20 protein-coding genes are annotated in these 23,046 nt (G+C 68.0%); 17 read left to right on the forward strand and 3 right to left on the reverse strand.

The features are described from left to right. Positions 1 to 96: 96 nt before the first annotated feature. From coaE to BLS40_RS02285, 5 genes are read left to right on the forward strand one after another with little or no spacing between them, the layout of a single operon-like run. Entirely contained in the window at positions 97 to 696 is a 600-nt protein-coding gene (gene coaE, locus BLS40_RS02265; protein ID WP_092148209.1) for a dephospho-CoA kinase, read from the forward strand. 55 nt (positions 697 to 751) lie between these two features. Next, positions 752 to 1,117: a DUF4259 domain-containing protein gene (locus BLS40_RS02270; protein ID WP_092148212.1), complete on the forward strand. Its 366-nt coding sequence runs from the start codon at positions 752 to 754 to the stop codon at positions 1,115 to 1,117. A gap of 29 nt (positions 1,118 to 1,146) precedes the next feature. Then, a complete protein-coding gene (gene uvrB / locus BLS40_RS02275; protein ID WP_092148215.1) occupies positions 1,147 to 3,243 on the forward strand; it encodes an excinuclease ABC subunit UvrB in 2,097 nt (698 codons plus the stop codon). An 18-nt stretch (positions 3,244 to 3,261) separates the two neighbouring features. Further along, positions 3,262 to 3,720, forward strand: coding sequence for a universal stress protein (locus BLS40_RS02280; RefSeq protein WP_092148218.1), 459 nt, complete (start codon positions 3,262 to 3,264; stop codon positions 3,718 to 3,720). 2 nt (positions 3,721 to 3,722) lie between these two features. Next, the gene (locus BLS40_RS02285; RefSeq protein WP_092148221.1) at positions 3,723 to 4,166 is read left to right on the forward strand and encodes a universal stress protein; all 444 of its coding nucleotides are present in this window, start codon (positions 3,723 to 3,725) and stop codon (positions 4,164 to 4,166) included. Between the two features lie 3 nt (positions 4,167 to 4,169). On the opposite strand, the gene BLS40_RS02290 is transcribed toward BLS40_RS02285, so the two are convergent. The 3 genes from BLS40_RS02290 to BLS40_RS02300 form a co-directional block, all read right to left on the reverse strand. Beyond that, the gene (locus tag BLS40_RS02290; RefSeq protein ID WP_092152058.1) at positions 4,170 to 6,329 is read right to left on the reverse strand and encodes a HelD family protein; all 2,160 of its coding nucleotides are present in this window, start codon (positions 6,327 to 6,329) and stop codon (positions 4,170 to 4,172) included. Between the two features lie 150 nt (positions 6,330 to 6,479). Beyond that, complete coding sequence (locus tag BLS40_RS02295) at positions 6,480 to 7,487, reverse strand: DoxX family protein (protein WP_092148224.1); 1,008 nt, start codon at positions 7,485 to 7,487, stop codon at positions 6,480 to 6,482. A 74-nt stretch (positions 7,488 to 7,561) separates the two neighbouring features. After that, complete coding sequence (locus tag BLS40_RS02300) at positions 7,562 to 8,173, reverse strand: MBL fold metallo-hydrolase (RefSeq protein WP_092152060.1); 612 nt, start codon at positions 8,171 to 8,173, stop codon at positions 7,562 to 7,564. A gap of 117 nt (positions 8,174 to 8,290) precedes the next feature. Between BLS40_RS02300 and uvrA the strand changes: the two genes are divergently transcribed. The 12 genes from uvrA to BLS40_RS02360 all read left to right on the forward strand — a co-directional run bounded on the left by uvrA (position 8,291) and on the right by BLS40_RS02360 (position 23,045). Further along, entirely contained in the window at positions 8,291 to 11,140 is a 2,850-nt protein-coding gene (gene uvrA, locus BLS40_RS02305) for an excinuclease ABC subunit UvrA (protein ID WP_092148227.1), read from the forward strand. A gap of 315 nt (positions 11,141 to 11,455) precedes the next feature. Beyond that, complete coding sequence (locus BLS40_RS02310; RefSeq protein WP_092148230.1) at positions 11,456 to 12,409, forward strand: hypothetical protein; 954 nt, start codon at positions 11,456 to 11,458, stop codon at positions 12,407 to 12,409. A 441-nt stretch (positions 12,410 to 12,850) separates the two neighbouring features. After that, positions 12,851 to 13,372 carry a translation initiation factor IF-3 gene (gene infC / locus BLS40_RS02315; RefSeq protein WP_092148233.1) on the forward strand — a complete coding sequence of 174 codons (522 nt, stop codon included), beginning with the start codon at positions 12,851 to 12,853 and terminating at the stop codon, positions 13,370 to 13,372. Between the two features lie 32 nt (positions 13,373 to 13,404). Next, positions 13,405 to 13,599 (forward strand): 50S ribosomal protein L35, encoded by a 195-nt coding sequence (gene rpmI, locus BLS40_RS02320; protein ID WP_092148236.1) that lies wholly within the window; start codon positions 13,405 to 13,407, stop codon positions 13,597 to 13,599. Between the two features lie 59 nt (positions 13,600 to 13,658). Further along, positions 13,659 to 14,045: a 50S ribosomal protein L20 gene (rplT, locus tag BLS40_RS02325; protein WP_092148239.1), complete on the forward strand. Its 387-nt coding sequence runs from the start codon at positions 13,659 to 13,661 to the stop codon at positions 14,043 to 14,045. 91 nt (positions 14,046 to 14,136) lie between these two features. Next, on the forward strand, positions 14,137 to 14,952 hold the full coding sequence (locus tag BLS40_RS02330) for a TrmH family RNA methyltransferase (protein ID WP_092148242.1): 816 nt from the start codon (positions 14,137 to 14,139) through the stop codon (positions 14,950 to 14,952). Positions 14,953 to 15,044: 92 nt separating this feature from the next. Then, complete coding sequence (gene pheS / locus BLS40_RS02335; protein ID WP_092148245.1) at positions 15,045 to 16,091, forward strand: phenylalanine--tRNA ligase subunit alpha; 1,047 nt, start codon at positions 15,045 to 15,047, stop codon at positions 16,089 to 16,091. A 33-nt stretch (positions 16,092 to 16,124) separates the two neighbouring features. Further along, positions 16,125 to 18,641, forward strand: coding sequence for a phenylalanine--tRNA ligase subunit beta (gene pheT / locus BLS40_RS02340; RefSeq protein ID WP_092148248.1), 2,517 nt, complete (start codon positions 16,125 to 16,127; stop codon positions 18,639 to 18,641). A 36-nt stretch (positions 18,642 to 18,677) separates the two neighbouring features. Beyond that, positions 18,678 to 19,721: an N-acetyl-gamma-glutamyl-phosphate reductase gene (gene argC / locus BLS40_RS02345; protein ID WP_092148251.1), complete on the forward strand. Its 1,044-nt coding sequence runs from the start codon at positions 18,678 to 18,680 to the stop codon at positions 19,719 to 19,721. Between the two features lie 11 nt (positions 19,722 to 19,732). After that, positions 19,733 to 20,896 (forward strand): bifunctional glutamate N-acetyltransferase/amino-acid acetyltransferase ArgJ, encoded by a 1,164-nt coding sequence (argJ, locus tag BLS40_RS02350; protein WP_092148254.1) that lies wholly within the window; start codon positions 19,733 to 19,735, stop codon positions 20,894 to 20,896. Between the two features lie 11 nt (positions 20,897 to 20,907). After that, positions 20,908 to 21,852 carry an acetylglutamate kinase gene (gene argB / locus BLS40_RS02355; RefSeq protein ID WP_092148257.1) on the forward strand — a complete coding sequence of 315 codons (945 nt, stop codon included), beginning with the start codon at positions 20,908 to 20,910 and terminating at the stop codon, positions 21,850 to 21,852. Next, on the forward strand, positions 21,849 to 23,045 hold the full coding sequence (locus BLS40_RS02360; protein ID WP_092148260.1) for an acetylornithine transaminase: 1,197 nt from the start codon (positions 21,849 to 21,851) through the stop codon (positions 23,043 to 23,045). Before argB ends, BLS40_RS02360 begins: the two co-directional genes overlap by 4 nt. Position 23,046 lies beyond the last annotated feature (1 nt).

Consider the following 23,046-nt stretch of genomic DNA (forward strand, 5'->3'; position numbering starts at 1 on the left):
CAAGGCCCGCCAGCTAGATCCGTCACGGACTAAGCTGGTGGGCTTTTCGTCTGCGCCCGACGCGCGGGGGACCCGGGAAACGCTAGACTGCACCCCATGTTGAGAATCGGATTGACCGGCGGGATTGGCAGCGGAAAGTCCACAGTGGCCAGAATGCTGGAGGCGGCCGGCTTCCCGGTGGTGGACGCCGACCAGGTGGCGCGCGACAACATGGCGCCCGGCTCGCTGGTGCTCGCGCAGGTGGCGGACGCGTTCGGCGGCGACATCATCGGCCCGGACGGCGCGCTCGACCGCGCGGAGCTGGCACGCCGGGCGTTTGTCAGCGAGGAGCAGACCCAGCGCCTCAACGCGATCACCCACCCGGCGATCCGGCGCGAGTCGGACCGCCGGTTCGCCGAGCTGGAGCGGCAGGGTGCGCAAGCCGCGGTCTACGACATGCCGTTGCTCATCGAGCTCGGGCTGGATCAGCAGATGGACCTAACCGTGGTGGTGGACGTGGACGCCGAGGAGCGGGTGCGCAGGCTCGTCGACAAGCGGGGGCTGGACGAGGCCGACGCGCGCAACCGCATCGAGCGGCAGATCGGCGACTCCGAGCGCCGGGCGAAGGCCGACATCGTCATCGACAACAACGGCCCGCTGGAGGCCCTTGAACCCCAGGTGAACGAAGTCGTTGACACGATCCGCAAGATGTTATGAGCCGTTAAACTATTGGACAGTTCCCATTAAGTTGCCTCGGCTATCGTTTCCGCGCATGGGAACGTGGAACTGGGGGCCGTTTGACAACGACGCCGCCAAGGACGCCGTCGGCCAGCTTGCCGACGGCACGTTCCGCATGGACCAGTTCCGTTTCGAGTGCGACAACGCCTCCGTGGACAGCGAGCAGGGGCAGGTCATCGTTGCCCTCGCCGCCGTGATCAACGGCCACCTCCCGTGCGAATCGCTGGAGCGCGCCCGGGCGTTCGACTTCAGCTTCAGGGACCGCCGTTGGATCGAGGCCAAGGTGAGAGAAGCGGTCGTGGTCGACGGTTCCGAGCTGTACGACATGTGGGAGGACGCCGGCGAGCTCCAGCAGTGGCTCGCGGCGACGCGGGAGGCGACGAGCAAAGTCGCGCAGTGACACATTGACACGGTCGTTAGACTGTGTCCATGGCTTTCGCTGCTGAACATCCCGTCCTCGCTCACTCCGAATTCCGCCCGGTCGGTGAGATCGAGCGCCGTGAGAAGCCGTTCGAGGTCGTGTCGGAGTACTCGCCGTCCGGCGATCAGCCCGCCGCCATCAAGGAGCTCGACGAGCGCCTGACCCGCGGCGAGAAGGACGTCGTGCTGCTGGGCGCCACGGGCACGGGCAAGTCGGCGACGGCTGCGTGGCTCATCGAGAAGCAGCAGCGCCCCACCCTGGTCATGGCGCCGAACAAGACGCTCGCCGCCCAGCTGGCCAACGAGCTGCGCCAACTGCTGCCCAACAATGCGGTGGAGTACTTCGTCTCCTACTACGACTACTACCAGCCGGAGGCGTACATCGCGCAGACGGACACCTACATTGAGAAGGACTCGTCGATCAACGACGACGTCGAGCGCCTGCGCCACTCCGCCACCTCCGCGCTGCTCTCTCGCCGCGACGTCGTCGTGGTCTCCTCCGTGTCCTGCATCTACGGCCTGGGCACCCCGCAGTCCTACCTCGACCGCTCCATCGTGCTGCGCAAGGGGGAGGAGGTAGAGCGCGACCGGTTCCTGCGCCTGCTTGTCGACGTCCAATACGAACGCAACGACATCGATTTCAAGCGCGGGACGTTCCGCGTCAAGGGGGACACCGTCGACATTATCCCCGCCTACGAGGAGGTGGCGGTGCGCGTGGAGTTCTTCGGCGACGAGGTCGACGAGCTCTACTACATCCACCCGCTGACCGGCGACGTGATCAGCCGGGAGGAGGAGGTGCGCATCTTCCCGGCCACCCACTACGTGGCCACGGAGGAGCGGATGGAAAAGGCCGTCGAGGCGATCAAGCTGGAGCTCGCCGACCGGCTCGAGGAACTGGAGAACAAGGGCAAGCTGCTCGAAGCCCAGCGCCTGCGCATGCGCACCGAGTACGACCTGGAGATGATCCAGCAGGTCGGGTTCTGCTCCGGCATCGAGAACTACTCGCGGCACATCGACGGCCGCCCCGCGGGCTCTGCCCCGGCGACGCTGATCGACTACTTCCCGGAGGATTTCCTCACCATCATCGACGAGTCCCACGTCACCGTCCCCCAGATCGGCGGCATGTTCGAGGGCGACATGTCGCGCAAGCGCAACCTGGTGGAGTTCGGGTTCCGCCTGCCCAGCGCGGTGGACAACCGCCCGCTGACGTTCGACGAGTTCGAGTCGAGGATGGGCCAGGTCGTCTACATGTCGGCCACCCCGGGCGATTACGAGCTCGAGGCCACCGGCGGCGAGTACGTCGAGCAGGTGATCCGCCCGACGGGCCTGGTGGACCCGCAGGTGGAGGTCCGCCCGACGAAGGGGCAGATCGACGACCTCATCGAGGAGATCCGCCAGCGCGTGAGCAAGGACGAGCGCGTGCTCGTGACCACGCTGACCAAGCGCATGGCCGAAGACCTGACGGACTACCTTCTGGACAACGGCATCAAAGTGCGCTACCTGCACTCCGACATCGATACGCTCCAGCGCGTCGAGCTGCTGCGCCAGCTGCGCCTGGGGGAGTACGACGTGCTGGTCGGCATCAACCTCCTGCGCGAGGGCCTGGACCTGCCGGAGGTCTCGCTCGTGGCCATCCTGGACGCCGACAAGGAAGGCTTCCTGCGCTCCACGAAGTCGCTGATCCAGACCATCGGGCGCGCCGCCCGCAACGTGTCGGGGGCGGTGATCATGTACGCGGACAAGGTCACCGATTCCATGCGTGACGCGATCGACGAGACCGAGCGGCGCCGGGAGAAGCAGCTGGCCTACAACAAGGAGCACGGCATCGACCCGCAGCCGCTGCGCAAGAAGATCGCCGACATTCTCGACCAGGTCTACGAGACCGCGGATGACGGCGTCGGCGGCGTCGGCGGGGAGGCCGCGGTCGTCGAAAAGCCCGATGTGGCGGCAATGACCTCCGCGGACGTGCAAAAGCTTATCGACGACCTCACCGCGCAGATGGGGGCCGCCGCCCGCGAGCTGAAATTCGAGCTCGCCGGCAGGCTCCGCGACGAGATCGCGGATCTGCGCAAGGAGCTGCGTGGTATGAAAGAGGTTGGAGTCTAGGAAGGGATAGGGATAACTATGCATATGTACACGTCGATCGCCGTAGGCACGGACGGTTCCCCCACGTCGCTCATGGCGGTGCGCGCGGCCGCCAGTATGGCCCGGGTGTACGACGCGGATCTGACCGTGATTTGCGCCCACTACAGCGCGAACACCTCCCTGCTCAACTCCAGCAACGCCGAGCTGTCCAAGGTGGACATCGTCACCGACGACGACGCCGAGCGCATCCTTGCAAGCGCCGAGGCCATCGCCCGCGAGGAGCAGGCGCCGCGCATCACCCTCGTGACCAAGCCCGGCATGCCGGCGAACGTCCTGGTGGAATCCGTCCAGGAACACGGAGCCGACCTGCTCGTCGTGGGGAACAAGGGCATGCGGTCGCTGGCGGGCCGGATCTTCGGCAACATCCCCGGCAGCGTGGCCAAGAAGTCGCCCGTTGACGTCGTGCTGGTGGACACCCGCGCAGAAGGGCACCACTGATCATGCCCGACGACTACGAGGTGATTGTCGTCGGCAGCGACGGATCGAAGTCCTCGATGTTGGCCGTCGAGCGGGCGGCCCGGCTCGCGGCCGCGTTCGGGGCGGAACTGGTGATCGCCACCGCCTATTACGATTCCGAGGCCGACGTGTCGGCCGCGCCGCGTCAGGACTCCGTGATCATCCTCGGCAACGAGCAGGCGGAGAAGAACCTCGAGGGCGCGGCGTCGTACGCGCGCGAAGTCGGGGCGGGCAACGTGCGCGTGGCCGCCCGTGCGGGCACGCCCGTGGAGGCGCTCATGGCGGTGGTCAACGAGTACGGCGCGGACCTGCTCGTGGTGGGCAACCGGGGGATCAACACGCTCACCGGGAGGCTGCTGGGATCCGTCCCGGCGGACGTGGCCCGCCAGTCCGACTGCGACGTCATGATCGTCCACACCGTCAAGTAGCCGCTACCACGGCACGTCGCCGATCACGGTCAGGGTTTGCGTGGCGCGGGTGACGGCCACGTAGAGGTCCTGCCAGCCCTGCCCGGAGGCCGAGACGATCCCCGCGGGATCGACGACCGTGACGTGGTCGAACTCCAGACCCTTGATGTCGGCCACGTTGTCGGCAGTGATCACCGTCGTCGTGCCCTCGCCGCCGTGCTCGGGGAGTGAGGCGGGGTCGGTCCCCGCTGGGAGGTACGTCACCTCCTCGCCGGTGGACCGGATCGGCGTGGCGGGGCTCGCCTCCGGGTCGATCTCGGCGAGGATGCGGTTGGCCAGATCCATGATCTCCGCGGGGGTGCGGTAGTTCACCGTCAACTCGTGCACCGAGTACCGCGAGCCGACGAACGGCTCCAGCGCGGACGCCCAGTCGTCGGCACCCGAGGGCGCGGAGGTCTGGGCGGTGTCACCCACCAGCGTCATCCAACGCGACGGCGAGCGGCGGAACACCATGCGCCACTCCATCGGGGAGAGCTCCTGAGCCTCGTCGACGATCACGTGCCCGTACGCCCACGTCTGATCCTCGCGGGCGCGCTCGGCGGTGGAGCGCAGGTCGGTCACGCGCTGCCGGCTGGCGAGCGTCTCGGCGTCGATGACGTCGTGGGCGGAGAGGATCTCCGCCTCGAATTGGTCGTCGTCGTTGTCCGTCGACGCCGACGACGACAGGATCTCGAGCGCCTTCTCGGCGTCGGCCACCAGCTCGCGCCACTGCCGCTGCTCCTCCTCGCGCGTGGCCTCGGGGTCGGCGACGCCGATGAGCTCGGCGAGTTCGTCGAGCAGGGCCGCGTCCGAGGGCGTGGTGCCGGCGCCCGGCTCGCGGTAGAGCGCCTCGCGGGTGTAGTCGTCGTAGTCCGAGGCGACCTCGGCGATCATCTCGCGGCTGGTGAGCAGCCCCTCGAGCACGCCTGTGGGGGTGAGCGCGGGGAAGTGGGCGTCGACAAGCTCGCGCACCTGCGGCTCGTCCGCCAAGTCGTCGTGGAGCTGGTCGATGTCGGCCGCGCTGAGCAGGTTCTCGCCGCCGAGCGGGTCCTCGCCGATGCGGCGGGCCAGGGCCTCGGCGAGCGACTGCGTCAGGTGCTCGGCGAAGAGGGGCCGCGCCTCATTGTGCGGCTTGCGCGAGCGCCGCGCCCGCGTCCGCGCCGCCTTGACCATCTCGGGGGTGGCGTCGATGGTCACCGAGTCGATGCGCAGGGGCACCGGGGAATCAGGGACCGTCTGCAGCGCGCGAACGGCCCGTTGGAGCACCGTCACCATCTCGGCCGAGCCCTTGACCTCCCGCGCCGCGGCGGGCTCGCGCCGCGTGGCGGGGACGAAGCCGGGGACGAGCGTGTCGACGGTCCCCAGCACCACGCCGGTCTCGCCGAGCTCGGGCAGGACCCGTGAGATGTACTCCAGGAATGTGGTGTTCGGCCCGAGGATCAGCACGCCCGTGCGCGAGAGCTGCTCGCGCCAGGTGTAGAGCAGGTAGGCGACGCGGTGCAGCGCCACGGCGGTTTTGCCGGTGCCCGGCCCGCCCTGCACGACCAGCACCCCGCGCGTCGGGTCGCGGATGATCTCGTCCTGCTCGCGCTGGATCGTCTCCACGATGGAGCGCATCCGGCCGGTGCGCGCGGCGTTCATGGCGCGTCGCAGTGCTGCCTCGGAGCCGACGTCGGACAGTCGGCCCAGGTCGGCTGCGGCGTCGCCCCCGGAGAGGATCTCGTCGTCCACGGCCGTGACGGTGCGCCCGCGCATCCGGATCGTGCGCCGCGTCTCCACGCCCTCCGGGTGGGCGGTGGTGGCCAGGTAGTACGGGCGGGCCATGGGGGTGCGCCAGTCCAGCAGGAGCGTGCGGTAGTTGTCCGCGCGGTCCTCCATCCCCATGCGCCCGATGTAGCGGCGGTCCACGTCGGGCCTGCCGTCGACGGGGTTGTCGGCGTCGTTGTCCGCGATGTCGAGCCGGCCGAAGACGAGGCCCACCTCCGCGACGTTGAGCGTGTCCAGCTTGGCGTTGACGGCGTGGTACTGCGTCTCGCGCCGCACGAGCGCGTCCGGGTCCGGGTTGTCGGGATCCACATCCGCCTGGACGGCGTCGAGCTGCTCGCGGGCGGCGGCAACCTCGGCGTCGAGGCGGGAGAAGAGCATGTCGGCATAGGATTGCTCCCGGTCAATCTCCGGTGAACTCACCCGATGGCCTCCTTAAAAAATCATGTGGGGGTTGTTGCGAAACCCCGCCACCGCGCCGGAGGGCGGTGACGGGGTTGCGGTGGAGCGGTGGTGCAGTGAAAAGCGGGACTAGCCGAGCTTCTTCTGCGCCTGCTTGACGGCCTTCTCGGCGCGCTTCTGCAGCTTCTTGGCATTCTTCTTCGCCTTGCGCTTCTCGCGCCCGGACGGTGCGAGGTCGAGGTCCTCGAACGCGCTCTGCAGGTTGGATACGGCGTCCTGCGCGCGGTTCTGGATCTTGTTGGCCTTGCGCTTGGCCTTCACCTTGTCCAGGGTGGACGGGGAGAGGTCGTCCAGGGTCGACTGGAGGGTGCTGGCGATGTCGTTGGCCGTGGACTTCGCCTTGCGCTTCGCCGCGAACTGCTGCAGCTTGTTCGGCTTCGCGTCCTCGTAGGCGTCCTGCGCCTGGGTGGTGGCGTCATCGATCCACTCGCCTGCGGTGGACAGGAAGCTCGAGGTCTGCTTCTTGGCGTCATCTGCCAGGGACGCCGCGGTCTTGGCCCAGTCATCCTTGTTGCTCTCGACGTACGAGGTGACCTGGTCGGTGGTGTCGGAAATCCAGTTGCCGGCCTTGTTCAGGGCCTTCTCGGACTCGGACTGCGTCGGCAGCGCCTGCTGGACATTCTTCTTGGCCGTGCTGGCGGCCTTCTTGGCGCGCCACTGCAGGCCCGGGTTTCCGTCGGTGTCGACGGTGGCCAGCAGGATGCCGCCGAGGAGCGCGGCGTCCGTTACAGCGCCGTTGCGGCGGCGGGCCTTCTCCTCGTCGCTCGTCGCCTCCCAGAAAGCGTGGCGGCCGATCAGGGAAGGCACGGCGGTCAGAGCGAGCAGGGTGGCTGCGGTGCGCGGCGCCCTCCCCAGAGCGAAGAGGGAGCCGGCGCCGGCCTTGACGCCGCCGGCGACCTGCGCGGCAGTCTCCGGGGAAGACGGCAGGTAGGAGCGGTAGGGCGCCGGAACGACCGAGCGCACCTTCTTCAGCACGGACTCGGCGCTTTCGCGGCGCGACGACGGGTTAACCACGGTCTCGACACCGTCGATCACGTAGACCGAGGCGAGCATTGGGCGGGCGAGCTTGCGAATCATCAAAACATCCTTTTCAACTTCGACTTCAACTTCAACGTTGTCGTACCTGTGAAACCGAGTCTAAACAAAAACGGCTACCAGCGTCGCCGCCACCACTCGTCGAGGTGGCCGCGCTCCTCACCGAGTGTCGTGGGCAAGCCGTGGCCGGGCCGGACGATGGTGGCGTCGGGGTAGACGTCGAAAAGCTTGGTGGTCACCTCGTTGAACAGCCGGACGAACTCGCCCTCGCCCACGGTCTTGCCCAGGCCGCCGGGGAACAGCGAGTCGCCGACGAACGCGTTGGGCGTGCCGTCAATGTCGACGACGATGGCGACCCCGCCGGGCGTGTGGCCGCGCAGAATCATGGTGTCGAGGCGGCGGCCCGCGAACTCGACCGCGTCGCCCTCGCCGAGCTGCTTGTCGACGCCCGCCGGCAACGCCGGGGAGTCCAAAAACGACGCCCAGTGGATCGCACCGGTGCGCTGCAGCACCTCGCCGAGCGCGCGCGTGTGGTCCGCGTGGCGGTGGGTCGTGAGTACGTCGGTGATCTCCACGCCCGCCTGCGCGGCCATGTCGAGGATCGCGGGGGCGTCGGCGGCGGCGTCGACAAGCAGGCCCTGTCCCCCGGAGGAGATGAGATAGACGTTGTTGTCCATCTCGGAGACCGAGATGTGGTGGAGCGCGAACGGGGCGGCGGGATCAGTCATGCTGGCCATGCTAGCCACTGCCGGCTCCTGCCGGCTACTGCCGGCTACGGTCGCGTGGCTCTCGCTGGTATGTTCGGGGGTTGTTGCTTTTTCATCTACAGCGAAGGAACACTACAGGTGGCTGACCGCTTGACCGTGCGCGGGGCGCGCGTGCACAACCTGAAGGGAGTCGATCTCGACCTCCCGCGCGACACGATGATCGTGTTCACTGGCCTGTCGGGCTCGGGCAAGTCGTCCCTGGCCTTCGACACCATCTTCGCGGAAGGGCAGCGGCGCTACGTGGAGTCGCTGTCCTCCTACGCGCGCATGTTCCTGGGCCAGATGGACAAGCCCGACGTCGACGCCATCGACGGCCTGTCGCCGGCGGTGTCGATTGACCAGAAGTCCACCAACCGCAACCCCCGCTCCACCGTGGGCACCATCACGGAAATCTACGACTACCTGCGCCTCCTCTACGCCCGCGCGGGCACGCCGCACTGCCCGGTGTGCGACGCGGAGATCAGCCGCCAGACCCCGCAGCAGATCGTGGACCAGGTCCTCGCGCGCGATGAGGGGGGCAAGTTCCAGGTCCTCGCGCCCATCGTGCGCAAGCGCAAAGGGGAGTTCGTGGACCTGTTCGCGGATCTCGCCTCCCAGGGCTACTCCCGCGTCACCGTCGACGGCGCGACGTACCAGCTGTCCGACCCGCCGACGCTGCAAAAGCAGGTCAAGCACAACATCGACGTCGTGGTCGACCGCTTGCAGGTCAAGGCCAGCCAGAAGCAGCGGCTGACGGACTCGGTGGAGACCGCGCTCGCGCTGGCGGACGGCCTCGTCGCCTTCGATTTCGTCGACGTCGACGAGTCGGACCCGGAACGCTACCGGATCTTCTCGGAGAAGATGGCCTGCCCCAACGGCCACACCCTCAACGTGGAGGAGTACGAGCCGCGCGCGTTTTCCTTCAACTCCCCGTTCGGCGCATGCCCGACCTGCGACGGCCTGGGTACGCGCAAGGAGATCGACATCGATCTCATCGTGCCTGACCCGGACGCGCCGGCGGTGGACGCGTTCCAGCCGTGGAACTCCTCGCCCAACAAGAGCTACTTTGTCAAGCTCATCGAGGCCCTCGGCGCCGAGGAGGGCTTCGACGCGCACGCCCCGTTTTCGTCGCTGACCAAGACGGAGCAGAAGCACCTCATCCACGGCTCGACCACCCAGGTGAGCGTGAAGTACAAGAACCGCTACGGCCGCCAGCGGGGGTTCACCGCCGCCTACGAGGGCGTGATCGGCTACCTCGAGCGCAAGCTCGAGCAGGCGGAGACGGACAACCAGAAGGAGCGGTTGCTCGCGTACACGCGCGAGATCCCGTGCCCCACGTGCGGCGGGGCGCGCCTGAAGCCGGAGATCCTCGCCGTCCGCCTGGCCTCCGCCAGCCACGGTGAGCTCTCCATCGCCGGTCTTGCCGACCTCTCCGTTGAGGACGCCTCGGACTACCTGGACAACCTCGTCCTGGGCTACCGCGAGGAAATGATCGCGGGCGCCGTCCTGCGCGAGATCCAGGTGCGGCTGCGATTCCTGGTCGACGTCGGCCTGAGCTACCTCACCCTGTCGCGGTCCGCCGGCACGCTCTCCGGCGGGGAGGCGCAGCGCATCCGCCTTGCCACCCAGATCGGCTCCGGCCTGGCGGGCGTGCTCTACGTGCTCGACGAGCCGTCGATTGGCCTGCACCAGCGCGATAACCTGCGCCTGATCACGACGCTGAAGAAGCTGCGCGACCTAGGCAACACCCTCATCGTGGTGGAGCACGACGAGGACACCATTAGGGAGGCGGACTGGCTGGTCGACGTCGGCCCGCTCGCGGGGGAATACGGCGGCGAGGTGGTCTACCAGGGCGAGCCTAAGGGCATTCTCAACACCGAGAACTCTCTGACGGGCGATTACCTCTCCGGGCGCAAGTCCATCCCCGTGCCGGAGCGCCGCCGCGAGGTGGACCCTGACCGCATGCTCTCCGTGGTCGGCGCGCGCGAGAACAACCTCGACAACGTCAGCGTGGACATCCCGCTGGGCGTCCTCGTCGCGGTGACGGGGGTCTCGGGTTCCGGCAAGTCCACGCTGGTGAACCACATCCTGGCCAAGACGCTGCAGAACGAGCTCAACGGGGCCCGCCAGGTCCCCGGCCGGGTGAAGAAGGTCGGGGGGCTGGAGCATCTGGATAAACTCGTCCAGGTGGATCAGAGCCCGATCGGGCGCACCCCGCGCTCCAACCCCGCCACCTACACCGGCGTGTTCGACAAAATCCGCAACCTCTTCGCCGAGACCCAGGAGGCGAAGGTCCGCGGCTACAAGGCGGGGCGTTTCTCCTTCAACGTCAAGGGCGGGCGCTGCGAGGCCTGCCACGGTGACGGCACGATCAAGATCGAGATGAACTTCCTGCCCGATGTCTATGTGCCGTGCGAGGTCTGCGGGGGAGCGCGCTACAACCGCGAGACGCTCGAGGTGCGCTACAAGGGCAAGAACATCGCGGAGGTCCTCGACATGCCCATCTCCGAGGGGGCGGAGTTCTTCGAACCGATTACGTCGATCCACCGCTACCTGAGCACGCTTGTCGACGTCGGCCTGGGCTACGTCCGGCTCGGCCAGGCCGCGACGACCCTCTCCGGCGGCGAGGCCCAGCGCGTCAAGCTCGCCGCGGAGCTGCAGAAGCGCTCCAACGGGCGCACGATCTACATCCTCGACGAGCCAACGACGGGCCTGCACTTCGAGGACATCCGCAAGCTCATGCTCGTGCTCAACGGGCTCGTGGACAAGGGCAACACGGTGCTCGTCATCGAGCATAACCTGGATGTGATCAAGTCTGCGGACTGGATCATTGATATGGGGCCTGAGGGTGGCTCGGGCGGCGGCACGGTGGTGGCAGAAGGCACCCCGGAAGACGTCGCGGCAGTAAAGGGCTCGTACACGGGCGAGTTCCTCGCCCGCATGCTCTAACACCGGGGCTTAACCCCACACCCCGAAGGGTGGAGACGAAAGTGGACAGCCCCGAACCGTGCACCGCGGAAACGCCAGCTGATCGCGGGCGCCGGCGGGTGCGTCACCGTTTCCACCTTCGTCGCCACGCTGTCTCGCACAGCCCCCGTGAACGTACCCTGTCCACGACAAGATTCGTGCGGAGCAAGGGGACACAATGAAGGTGAGACGAGCCCTGATCGCGGGCCTGACCGCGGCCACCATGGCCACCGCGGGGGTTGCGGGGGGGGTGCGGCCGGAACCGGCGCGCGGGCCGCCGCGTCCGAGGTTCCCCCGATGCCGCAGGGGTACCCCATCGCGGACCTTTACCACCCCTGCACGCAGGGGGAGGCGCACGCGAGCGGCTACCCGCGCTGGCGCTACGGGGAGACGGCGCGGCGCTACCTCAGCGACGGCGTGGTGCAGTTTAAGAACACGACCAGCCAGCCCGTGAACTACACAGCGAAGGTGGAAAGCGGCACCAACCACGTCATCTCCGCAAACTCCCGCGCGGAGCTGCCGTCGGGATGGAGCACGACCGCCCGCTCGGACATAGGCCTGACCACCGATAACGGATGGGTGCAGGGCGAGACCTTCGGCCCGATCACGCTCGCCCCCGGCGAGACCTTCCGCGTCGAGTTCGGCGTGCTGGAAAAGGACTTCATCTCCATGATGGTCACTTGCGAGGGCGGGTTTTACCAGAACATGGCGGGCGCTGACGTCGTGCGCGGCACCGGCCCGGCCGAGCGCTACGCGTTCGCGCACATCATCCGCGCCGACGGCACGGTGGACCAGCAGGCGCTGCAGATTCCCCCGCGCGCCCAAGGCGCGAACAGCAAGCCTATCGACGCCCCGTACAACTCCGTGACCGGGCCCAGCCTGGAGCAGATCGCCGACCCGCAGCGCGACCGCGTGGTCGCCCCGGTGACTACACCGCAGCGCGACCCCAGCTGGCCGGAGTTCGGGTCCCGCTGCGACGCGGCCTACCCGCAGTGGTACCCGCACGAGATTGCCGCCATCGCCCCGACGTTCCGCAAGCCCGGCTACTCCCAGGACTTCCTCAACTGGTCCGACGGCGAGCAGACGTTCACCCCGAATGTGGATCACATCGTCGGCGCGCAGTTCAACAGCGAACTGAACTACCGCGGCGACGGAGGTCGCTTCCCGGCAGGTTGGCTCGAGTCCGTCGGCGCCGTCCAGCGCGCCTACACCGGTGGGCCACGGAGAGCACCCCGACGGCGAGGAGGTTGACCAGCAACGCTACGATCCCGATCGGGAACAGCGCGGCGGACAGGGCAATGGCGCCCGCCCCAAGAGCCGCGACCTTCCAGTTGATGGCGCCGCCGGCGCGCCCACCAACACCGGTGGCTGACTGAAGGTTCACGGGCGCTAGAGTATCGCCGCCGCGGGGGATTTGCGAGTCGGGCCCGCGCGCTGTAGTGTTATGCGCACTACCGCTCGGGTCCCCTAAAAAAGGTCCCGGGCCGCAAGTGGAGTTACTCCCACCCCAGGCCGCCTGCATCGCAGGTAGGTAAAGGGTCAACGTGTAGGCGGGCGTCGACAAGCGCCTGCGCTATGCCGGAAGAACTCCCGCGACCGTCGATGACGGCGCGGGTTTTTCGCGTGGGAGAACTCCGACAGGTGGTTCGGTAGCGATCAAACGTGTTTCTTTAGAAAGTTTTAGGAGTTCTCATCAGCGCTGATACTCGTATCAACGAACGCATCCGCGTTCCCGAAGTTCGTCTCGTCGGTCCGTCCGGCGAACAGGTTGGCATCGTCCGCACGGACGACGCCCGCAAGCTGGCTTACGAAGCAGACCTCGATCTTGTCGAAGTGGCTCCCAACGCGAAGCCGCCGGTGTGCAAGATCATGGACTACGGCAAGTTCAAGTACGAGCAGGATCAAAAGGCCCGCGAGGCCCGCAAGAACCAGCAGCAGACGGTGGTCAAGGAGCAGAAGTTCCGCCCCAAGATCGATGAGCACGACTACCTGACCAAGAAGGGCAACGTTGAGCGCTTCCTGGAGAAGGGCAACAAGGTCAAGGTCACCATCATGTTCCGCGGTCGCGAGCAGTCGCGTCCGGAGCTCGGCTACCGCCTCCTCGAGCGCCTCGCCGAGGATATCGGGGAGCTCGGAGTGGTGGAGTCCCGTCCGAAGCAGGACGGCCGCAACATGACCATGGTCCTGGGTCCTTCCCGCAAGGGCAAGAAGTAAATTTTTCGTTTTCGACTCGAAGGGCTTTCACAATGAAGCAGAAGACCCACAAGGGCACCGCCAAGCGCATCAAGGTTTCCGGCTCCGGCAAGCTGCGCCGCGAGCAGGCCGGCAAGCGCCACCTGAATGAGGGCCTGTCCTCCAAGCGCCGCCGCAAGCTCTCCGGCACCACGGACGTCGCCCGGGCCGACGTCAAGCGCGTCAAGCGCCTCCTCGGCAAGGCATAAGACACCTGCCCCGCCAGCACAACCGATTTTTTTGAGATAAGACAAGGAAGTATTGACTCATGGCACGTGTCAAGCGTTCAGTCAACGCCAAGAAGAAGCGCCGCGCTATCCTCAAGTCCGCCAAGGGCTACCGCGGCCAGCGCTCCCGCCTGTACCGCAAGGCCAAAGAGCAGTGGCTGCACTCCCAGACCTACGCGTACCGCGACCGCCGCAAGCGCAAGAGCGAGTTCCGCAAGCTGTGGATCCAGCGAATCAACGCTGCCGCCCGCATGAACGACATCACCTACAACCGCCTCATCCACGGCCTGAAGCTGGCCGAGGTCGAGGTTGACCGCAAGATCCTCGCGGAGCTCGCCGTGAGCGACTTCGCGGCGTTCTCCGCCATCTGCGAGGTGGCCAAGAACGCGCTGCCCGAGGACGTCAACGCCCCGGCTACCGCAGCCTAAGCATTCGCGTGACTGCGCCCGCCGCGCCCCCGACAGTGGGGCCCGGCGGGTTTTCGCGTGTTCAGGGGCGCTAACGGTACGCTTACGAGCCATGGCCATTGACTTCTCCGAACCGTTCACCGAGCGCACGCCCCGCATCGTCAACGCCGCCAAGTTGCACCGGGCGAAGGAGCGCCAGAAGGCCGGGAAATTCATCGTCGAGGGCGAGAACGCCGTCGACGCGGCGGTGTCGACCGGGGCGGCGACCGATGTCTTTGTGACGGAGGCCGGCGCCCAGCGCTTCGACTATATCCTCACCGCCGCAGGCTACATGGGCATCTACGTCCACCCCATTACCGACGGCGCGGCGAAATACCTCTCCGACACAGCGACGACGACTGGGCTGTTCGCGCTGTGCAACCCGGTGCTGTGGACCCCGGGCAAGATCCTTGCCGGCGCGCCGCGCCTGGTTTCTGTGCCGGTGCTGACATCGGACCCGGGGAACGCAGGCACGCTCATCCGTACCTCCGACGCCTTAGGGGCCGACGGTGTCATTTTCGCCGGGGAGACCGTCGACCCCCTCGGCAGCAAGGTGGCGCGCGCCTCGGCGGGCTCGCTGTTCCACGTGCCCGTGGCTCGGGAAAGGAACATCACGGACGTCCTCGGTCAGCTGCGCAAGTCCGGCATGCAGATCCTCGCCACCGCGGCCGATGGGGAAGTCGATCTGGCCGACGCCGACCTCTCGCAGCCCACTGCGTGGCTCTTCGGCAACGAGGCGCACGGGTTGGGAGAGCTGCTGGACGAAGCGGATGTGCGTGTGCGCATCCCGATTCTGGGACGCGCAGAGTCGCTCAACCTGGCCACCGCGGCGGCCATTTGCCTGTACGAGTCCGCGAAGTCCCTTCAGGACCCGGTTACCCGCGCCTGATTGGCTGGGCGAGACCGGTTGCCGGCTGGCCCGGTGCACACCGCTAAGATGGCCCACGAAACTTTCCGCGTGAGAAGAAGGCGTACAGGCACGTGTCCGAGACCCCCGACATCCAACTAACTGAGCAGTCACTCAACGAGGCCGCCGAGGCGGCCATCGCTGCGTTTGCCGCCGCGGCCGACCTGCCCGCCCTCGAGGAGGCGCACCGGGAGCACCTCGGCGAGCAGGCGTTCCTGCCGCAGGCCCGCCGCGCGCTGGGCAACCTGCCCAAGGACCAGCGCAAGGATGCCGGCCGATTGGTCAACATGGCGCGGGGGCGCGTGGAGAAGGAGTACACCGCGATCCGCGAGGTCCGCGAGGCGGAGCACCGCGCCCGGCGCCTGAAGGAAGAGACGGTGGACGTCACCGTCCCGTCGACACGCCACCAGACGGGCGCCATGCACCCGATCACCGCCCTGAGCGAGCACATCGCCGACATCTTCCTCGGCATGGGGTGGGAGATCGCCGAGGGTCCGGAGGTGGAGGCCGAGTACTTCAACTTCGACGCGCTGAACTTCATCCCCGATCACCCCGCCCGCACACTGCAGGACACCTTCTACGTGGGCAAGGAGGGTTCGCGCCAGGTGCTGCGCACGCACACGTCTCCCGTGCAGGTGCGCACCATGCTCGAGCGGGACGTGCCCGTCTACATCGCCTGCCCGGGCAGGGTGTTCCGCACGGACGAGCTCGACGCCACCCACACCCCGGTGTTCCACCAGGTGGAGGGCCTCGCGGTGGACAAGGGCCTGACCATGGCTCACCTCCGGGGCACGCTGGATCACCTGGCGAAGGTACTCTTCGGCCCCGAAACCAAGACGCGCATGCGCACGAACTACTTCCCGTTCACCGAGCCGTCGGCGGAGGTCGACGTCTGGTTCCCCAACAAAAAGGGCGGCGCGGGCTGGATCGAGTGGGGCGGCTGCGGGATGGTCAACCCCAACGTCCTGCGGGCGGTGGGCGTGGACCCGGAGGAGTACTCCGGCTTCGCGTTCGGGATGGGCCTGGAGCGCACGCTGCAGTTCCGCAACGGGTTGTCCGACATGCGCGACATGGTCGAGGGCGACGTGCGTTTCACCCAGCCATTCGGCGTGCAGGCCTAACAGGTAACCGGAAGAGTAACGAGGAGCAACACGATGCTGATTTCCCAGAACTGGATTACCTCCCTGCTGCGCAACGCGGGCAACGACGGCTGGTCAGTCACCGCCGAGGAGCTTGACGCCGGGTTCGTGCGGGTCGGGTTCGAGACCGAGGGGTTCGAGCCGCTTCCGGAAACGACGGGCCCGCTCGTCGTCGGCCGCGTGCTCGAGATCGAGGAGCTCGAGGGATTTAAGAAGCCGATCCGCTACTGCCAGGTGGACGTGGGCGACGCCAACGGCACGGGCGAGCCCCAGGGCATCATCTGCGGAGCGCGCAACTTCGCGGTCGGTGACCTCGTCGTCGTGTCGCTTCCCGGTGCGGTGCTGCCCGGCGGCTTCGAGATCGCCGCGCGCGAGACCTACGGGAAGATCTCCGACGGCATGATGGCCTCCGAGGCGGAGCTCGGGTTCACCTCCAAGAGCGAGGGCATCATCATCCTCGACACGGACTCGGCGCGGCCGGGGATGGACGCGCGCGAGGTGCTCGGCGGGTCCGACGTCGTCTTCGACGTCAATGTCACTCCTGACCGCGGCTACGCGCTGTCGGCGCGCGGCCTGACCCGGGAGGTGGCGTCCGCGTTCGGGCTGCGCTACCGCGACGTGGCGGCCGACCCGGCCGTTGCCGGCATCGACACGTCGGCGGTGCCGGCCCCCACCGGCGAGCTCCTGGGCATCACCGTGGAGGAGTCGACGAAGGCTCAGCGCTTCGGCCTGCGCAAGGTGGAAAATATTGATCCCGCCGCCCAGGCGCCGTTCTGGATGAAACGCATCCTCATGCTCTCCGGCGTCCGCTCGGTCAACGCCGCGACGGACGTGACCAACTTTGTCATGCTCTTGCTCGGCCAGCCGATGCACGCGTTCGACGCCGACAAGATTGCCGGCGACCTGCGCGTGCACAACGCGGCCGGCGGCGAGACGTTCGAGACCATCGACCACCAGAAGCGCACCCTGACCTCGAACGACGTGGTGATCTCCGACGACAACGGCATCCAGTCCCTCGCGGCGATCATGGGGGGCACGACCTCCGAGATCTCGGAATCCACCGTCAACGTTTACTTCGAGGCGGCGACCTGGGACGCGCTCACCGTCGCCCGCTCCGCCCGCCACCACAAGTTGAGCTCGGAAGCTTCTCGACGCTTCGAGCGCGGCGTCGACCCCGCGCTGGTCGAAGTCGCCCTCGATATCGCGTGCGCCCTGCTCGCCGACATCGCCGGCGGCACCATCTCCGACAAGCGCACGCTCGTGGGCGCGGTGCCCGAGCGCGCCGCCATCGAGATGGCGGTGTCCCGCCCGAGTGAGCTCATCGGCGTGGAGTACCCCCGCGAGACAGTGGTGCGCCGCCTGGAGGAAGTCGGCTGCCGCGTCGAGGGTAACGGCGACACCGTGATGGTGCTTCCGCCCAGCTGGCGAACGGACATCACCGTGCCCGTGGAGCTCGTGGAGGAGATCGTGCGCCTCGAGGGCCTCGACGACATCCCGCTGGAGCTTCCCGCACCCCGCGGCGGCCGCGGGCTCTCCCCGGCGCAGCGCCGCCGCCGTGCCGCGACCCACGCGCTGGCGTACTCGGGATACGTGGAAGTCATCCCGACCCCGTTCATCGCCAACGACACCTTCGACGTGTGGGGCCTGGACCCCGAGGACGCACGCCGCCGCACCGTCACGGTGCAAAACCCGCTGGACAAGGACTACGGGATCCTCGGCACGACGGTTCTGCCGTCGATGCTCGACGCGCTGGGCCGCAACGTCGCCCGCGGGCGGCACGACGTCGCGCTGTACTCCGTGGCCCAGGTCGCGTTCGCGCGGGCGGAGGAATCGCCGCTGCCGAGCGTCGACAAGCGGCCCAGCGACGACACCGTGCGCGAGCTGGTCGAGTCGCTGCCCGAGCAACCCCTGCACGCGGCGACCGTCGCGTCCGGGAACTGGGAGATCGCCGGCCCGTGGGGCGCAGGCCGTGCGTACACGTGGGCGGACGCGGTGGAATCGGCGCGCGTGGTGGCGCAGGCCGCCGGCGTGGAGCTGGGTGTTCAGGCCGCGTCCGTGCGTCCGTGGCACCCGGGCCGCTGCGCCGCGCTCACCGTTGGCGGGGTCGGCGGTGTTGTCGTGGGCTACGCCGGTGAGCTGCACCCCGAGATCCTCGAGGCGCTGGAGCTGCCGGTGCGCACCTGCGCGATGGAGCTGGATCTGTCGGCGCTGCCGTTCGACGCGCACCTCCCGGCGCCGGTGTTGTCGTCTTTCCCCGCGCTGAATCAGGACATCGCCCTCGTGGTGGACGAGGATGTCGCGGCAGAGTCCGTGCGCCGGGCGGTCGAGGAAGGCGCGGGTGAGCTGGTGGAGACGGTCCGGCTGTTCGACGTCTACCGCTCCGAGCACCTCGGCGAAGGCAAGAAGTCGCTGGCGTTCGGGTTGGTGTTCCGCGCGGGCGATCGCACGCTGACGGAGGACGAGGCCTCTGCCGCGAGGCTGAACGCCGCGAGGCTGGCGGAGGAGAGGTTCGGCGCCCAGATGCGTGCATAAATTGCGTTTGAGTGCATACTAGGCTAGGATGACGGTATGACACTCCACGTTGCAGTGGCTGGCGCCACCGGATACGCCGGGGGAGAAATCCTCCGGCTACTCCTTAACCACCCTGCGTACCACTCCGGGGAGCTTCAGATCGGCGCTTTGACCGCCAACAGCAACTCCGGGCAGAAGGTCTCCACGCTCATGCCCAACCTGCCAGCATTGGCAGACCGTACGATTCTCAAGACAACCCCGGAGATCCTCGCCGGCCACGACGTGGTGTTCCTCGGACTGCCGCACGGCTACTCCGCCGAGATCGCGAACCAGCTGGCAGAGGACACGCTCATCCTCGACTGCGCCGCGGATTTCCGGCTCACCAACGCGGAGGACTGGGTCAAGTACTACGGCAACGACCACGCCGGGAGCTGGCCCTACGGCATCCCCGAGATGCCGGGTCGGCGCGAGCTCATCGCCGCGTCCCGCCGCGTCGCCGTGCCCGGGTGTTTCCCCACCGGGGCGACGCTGGCGGCCCTGCCCGCCGTCGCCCTCGGGCTGATCGAACCGGACTTAAGCATTGTGTCCGTCACCGGCGTCTCCGGCGCGGGCAAGAAGGCGGCCGTCGCGCTCCTCGGCTCGGAGACGATGGGCTCGCTCAAGGCGTACAACACCGCAGGCAGGCACCGGCACACCCCCGAGATCGCGCAGAACATCCGCGAGGTCACCGGCGAAGATGTGCGCGTGAGCTTCACCCCGGTCCTGGCTCCTCTGCCGCGGGGAATCCTCACAACCGTCACCGCCCCCGTGCGCGAGGGTGTGACCACGGAGTCCGCCCACGAGCGCTACACCGAGTTCTACGCTAACGAGCAGTTCGTCTGGGTGCTGCCCGCGGGCAGCCAGCCCCAGACGCAGCACGTGGTGGGCAGCAACATGTGCCACATCCAGGTGGAGGTGGATGAGGCGGCCGGCAAGCTGCTGATCACCTCGGCCATAGACAACCTGACCAAGGGCACCGCCGGCGCAGCCGTGCAGTGCATGAACATCGCGCTCGGCTGGGACGAGGCCGCTGGCCTGCCAACCGCCGCCGTCGCGCCGTAAGGGGAGGACGCATGACTCACACAGGAGTTACCGCGCCGCGGGGCTTTGCCGCGGCGGCGACCACGGCCGGCATCAAGGCGTCCGGAAAGCCCGACATGGCGCTCGTTGTCAACGAGGGCCCGGAGTACACCGCCGCCGCCGTGTTCACCCGCAACCGCGTCGTCGCCTCGCCCGTCAAGGTCTCCCGGGCCGCGCTTGCCGACGGCTCCGTCAAAGCCGTCGTGTTCAACTCCGGCAACGCCAACGCGTGCAACGGCGCGCAGGGCGACAAGGACGCGCGCGAGCAGGCGGCGCTGGTGGCGGCCGAGCTCGGCCTAGCAGACGGCGACGTCGCGGTGTGCTCCACCGGGCTGATCGGCGACCTGCTGCCGATGGACAAAGTCCGCGCGGGCATCACCGAGCTCGCCCGCGCCCTCGACCCAGATGCCGGATCCGCCGCCGCGGAGGCGATCATGACCACGGACACGGTGTCGAAGCAGGCGTGGGCGCAGCGCGACGGGTGGAGCGTCGGCGCGATGGGCAAGGGAGTGGGCATGATGGCCCCCTCGCTGGCCACGATGCTGGTGTGCGTGACCACGGACGCGTCGGCAAGCGCGCAGGCCCTGGATGAGGCGCTGCGCAAGGCCTCGAAAGTGACCTTCGACTCCCTCGACATCGACGGATCCACCAGCACCAACGACACGGTGATCCTCATGGCCTCCGGGGCCAGCGGAATTACGCCCAGCCAGGCCGAGCTTGATGACGCTGTGGCGCAGGTGTGCGAGAGCCTCGCGCAGCAGATGCAGTCCGACGCGGAGGGCGTGACCAAGCGGGTGACCATCACGGTGGAGGGCACGTCGACGGACGAGCAGGCGCTCAACGCCGCGCGCACCCTCGGCCGCGACAACCTGTTCAAGTGCGCCATGTTCGGCTCCGACCCGAACTGGGGGCGAACGCTGGCCGCCGTCGGCATGGCGGACGCGGACATGGACCCGGAAAAAATCTCCGTCTACTTCAACGCGCACGCCGTGTGCGTCGATTCGACGGGGGCTCCGGGAGCGCGCGAGGTGGACCTGAGCGGGCCGGACATCGACGTGCGCGTGGACCTGGGCACGGGCGGGCCGGGCCGCGCCACGGTGCGCACCACCGACCTGTCCCACGCCTACGTCGAGATCAACTCGGCGTACAGCACCTAGAAAGGCCTGACATGCTCGCTCACACACGCAGCCTCAGCAGTGAGGACCGCGCGCACGTGCTCGCCGAGGCCCTGCCGTGGCTCCAGCACTTCCGCGACAAGATCGTGGTGGTGAAATACGGCGGCAACGCCATGATCGACGAGTCCCTCAAGGCGGCGTTCGCCTCCGACATGGTGTTCCTGCGCACCGTCGGGGCCAAGCCCGTCGTCGTGCACGGGGGAGGCCCCCAGATCTCCGCCATGCTGGCCCGTCTTGGGCTGGACGACGGCGAGTTCGTCGGCGGCTTCCGCGTGACCACGCCGGAGATTCTCGACGTCGTCCGCATGGTGCTCTTCGGGCAGGTCGGGCGCGAACTGCTGGGCAAGATCAACTCCCACGGCCCGTACGCGGTGGGAACCTCGGGCGAGGACGCGGGGCTGTTCACCGCCGAGCGCCGCTACGCCGAGGTCGACGGGGAAAAGCTTGACATCGGGCTGGTGGGCCGCATCGTGGACGTCGACCCCACCGCGGTCATGGACCTTATCGACGCCGGCCGCATCCCCGTCGTCTCGGGTATCGCGCCCGGCACGGACGGCAACGTGTACAACATCAACGCCGACGAGGCGGCGGGCGCGCTCGCCGCGGCGATCGGCGCGGAACGCCTCGTCGTGCTCACGAACGTGGAGGGGCTCTACACCGACTGGCCGAACCGGGACTCGCTGGTGTCCAAGCTCGAGCTCAGCGACTTGGAGGCCATCATGCCCGAGCTGGACTCCGGGATGATCCCGAAGATGGCGGCCTGCGTGGCGGCCGTGCGCGGCGGGGTCAAGGCGGCGCACGTCATCGACGGGCGCATCGCCCATTCCGTCCTGCTCGAGCTGCTGACCATGGGCGGGATCGGCACGATGGTGCTGCCCGACGACTACGACGCCGCAACCTATCCCGCGGGGACAGTGTTCAGGAAGGACGAACGATGAGCGCATGGAACCAGGTGCTGATGAACACCTACGGCACCCCGCCTATCGAGCTGGTCTCGGGGCGCGGGGCGTGGGTCACCGACTCCCAGGGCCGCAGCCACATCGACATGCTCGCCGGCATCGCCGTCAACGCGCTGGGGCACGCGCACCCGGCCGTCATCGAGGCCGCAACCAGGCAGCTGTCCGTTCTCGGGCACGTCTCCAACCTGTTCGCCTCCGCGCCCGTCGTCGCGCTGGGGGAGAGGCTCACCGCCAAGCTTGACGACGCCACCGCGCGCGTCTTCTTCTCCAACTCCGGCGCCGAGGCGAACGAGGCAGCCTTCAAGCTGGCGCGCCTGACCGGCCGGCGCAGGATCCTCGCCGCCCACAACGGGTTTCACGGCCGCACAATGGGGTCGCTCGCGCTGACCGGCCAGCCGGCGAAGCGCGCCCCCTTCGAGCCGCTGCCCGCAGGCGTCGAGTTCTACCCCTACGGCGACATCGACTACCTGCGCACACTGGTGGGCCTCGACCCGGAGAGCGTCGCGGCGATCTTCCTCGAGCCCGTGCAGGGGGAAACGGGGGTGATCCCGGCGCCCGAGGGCTTCTTAGAATCGGTGCGCGAGCTGTGCGACGCCCACGGCATCCTCATGGTCGTCGACGAGGTGCAGACCGGGGTCGGGCGCACCGGGAGGTTCTTCGCGTTCGAGCACGCGGGCGTGGTGCCCGACGTTGTCACCATGGCCAAGGGCCTCGGGGGCGGCCTGCCCATCGGCGCGACCATCGCCCGCGGCCGGGCGGCGGAACTGTTCACGCCGGGGTCCCACGGCACCACCTTCGGCGGCAACCCCGTGGTCTGCGCGGTGGCGTCTGCCGTCCTCGACGTCGTCGACGACGCGTTCATCGCCGAGGTCGCACGCAAGGGCGAGCTCCTGCGGGGGCTGCTGGAAAACCTCGACGGCGTGGAATCCGTCCGCGGCCTCGGGCTCATGCTCGGCGTCGTGCTCGGCCGCGGCCCCGACGCTGCCGACGCTGCCGATGCTGCCGATGCCAAGGACGTCGTCGCGGCCGGGCTGGACCACGGGGTGATCCTCAACGCGCCGTCGTCACGCGTCCTGCGGCTGACCCCGCCGCTGGTGATCACGGACGAGGAGATCCACGAGGCCGCGGGCCGCATCGCCGCCGCCATTGACACAACCAAACAAGGAGTGTAAC

The organism is Corynebacterium mycetoides (genome assembly GCF_900103625.1).
GTDB classification, from domain to species: domain Bacteria; phylum Actinomycetota; class Actinomycetes; order Mycobacteriales; family Mycobacteriaceae; genus Corynebacterium; species Corynebacterium mycetoides.

Coding starts and splice junctions, on each gene's coding strand:
- coaE (WP_092148209.1), top strand. CDS start 97: ATGTTGAGAATCGGATTGACCGGCGGGATTGGCAGCGGAAAGTCCACA.
- BLS40_RS02270 (WP_092148212.1), top strand. CDS start 752: ATGGGAACGTGGAACTGGGGGCCGTTTGACAACGACGCCGCCAAGGAC.
- uvrB (WP_092148215.1), top strand. CDS start 1,147: ATGGCTTTCGCTGCTGAACATCCCGTCCTCGCTCACTCCGAATTCCGC.
- BLS40_RS02280 (WP_092148218.1), top strand. CDS start 3,262: ATGCATATGTACACGTCGATCGCCGTAGGCACGGACGGTTCCCCCACG.
- BLS40_RS02285 (WP_092148221.1), top strand. CDS start 3,723: ATGCCCGACGACTACGAGGTGATTGTCGTCGGCAGCGACGGATCGAAG.
- BLS40_RS02290 (WP_092152058.1), bottom strand. CDS start 6,329: ATGCTCTTCTCCCGCCTCGACGCCGAGGTTGCCGCCGCCCGCGAGCAG.
- BLS40_RS02295 (WP_092148224.1), bottom strand. CDS start 7,487: ATGATTCGCAAGCTCGCCCGCCCAATGCTCGCCTCGGTCTACGTGATC.
- BLS40_RS02300 (WP_092152060.1), bottom strand. CDS start 8,173: ATGACTGATCCCGCCGCCCCGTTCGCGCTCCACCACATCTCGGTCTCC.
- BLS40_RS02310 (WP_092148230.1), top strand. CDS start 11,456: ATGCCGCAGGGGTACCCCATCGCGGACCTTTACCACCCCTGCACGCAG.
- rpmI (WP_092148236.1), top strand. CDS start 13,405: ATGAAGCAGAAGACCCACAAGGGCACCGCCAAGCGCATCAAGGTTTCC.
- rplT (WP_092148239.1), top strand. CDS start 13,659: ATGGCACGTGTCAAGCGTTCAGTCAACGCCAAGAAGAAGCGCCGCGCT.
- BLS40_RS02330 (WP_092148242.1), top strand. CDS start 14,137: ATGGCCATTGACTTCTCCGAACCGTTCACCGAGCGCACGCCCCGCATC.
- pheT (WP_092148248.1), top strand. CDS start 16,125: ATGCTGATTTCCCAGAACTGGATTACCTCCCTGCTGCGCAACGCGGGC.
- argC (WP_092148251.1), top strand. CDS start 18,678: ATGACACTCCACGTTGCAGTGGCTGGCGCCACCGGATACGCCGGGGGA.
- argJ (WP_092148254.1), top strand. CDS start 19,733: ATGACTCACACAGGAGTTACCGCGCCGCGGGGCTTTGCCGCGGCGGCG.
- argB (WP_092148257.1), top strand. CDS start 20,908: ATGCTCGCTCACACACGCAGCCTCAGCAGTGAGGACCGCGCGCACGTG.
- BLS40_RS02360 (WP_092148260.1), top strand. CDS start 21,849: ATGAGCGCATGGAACCAGGTGCTGATGAACACCTACGGCACCCCGCCT.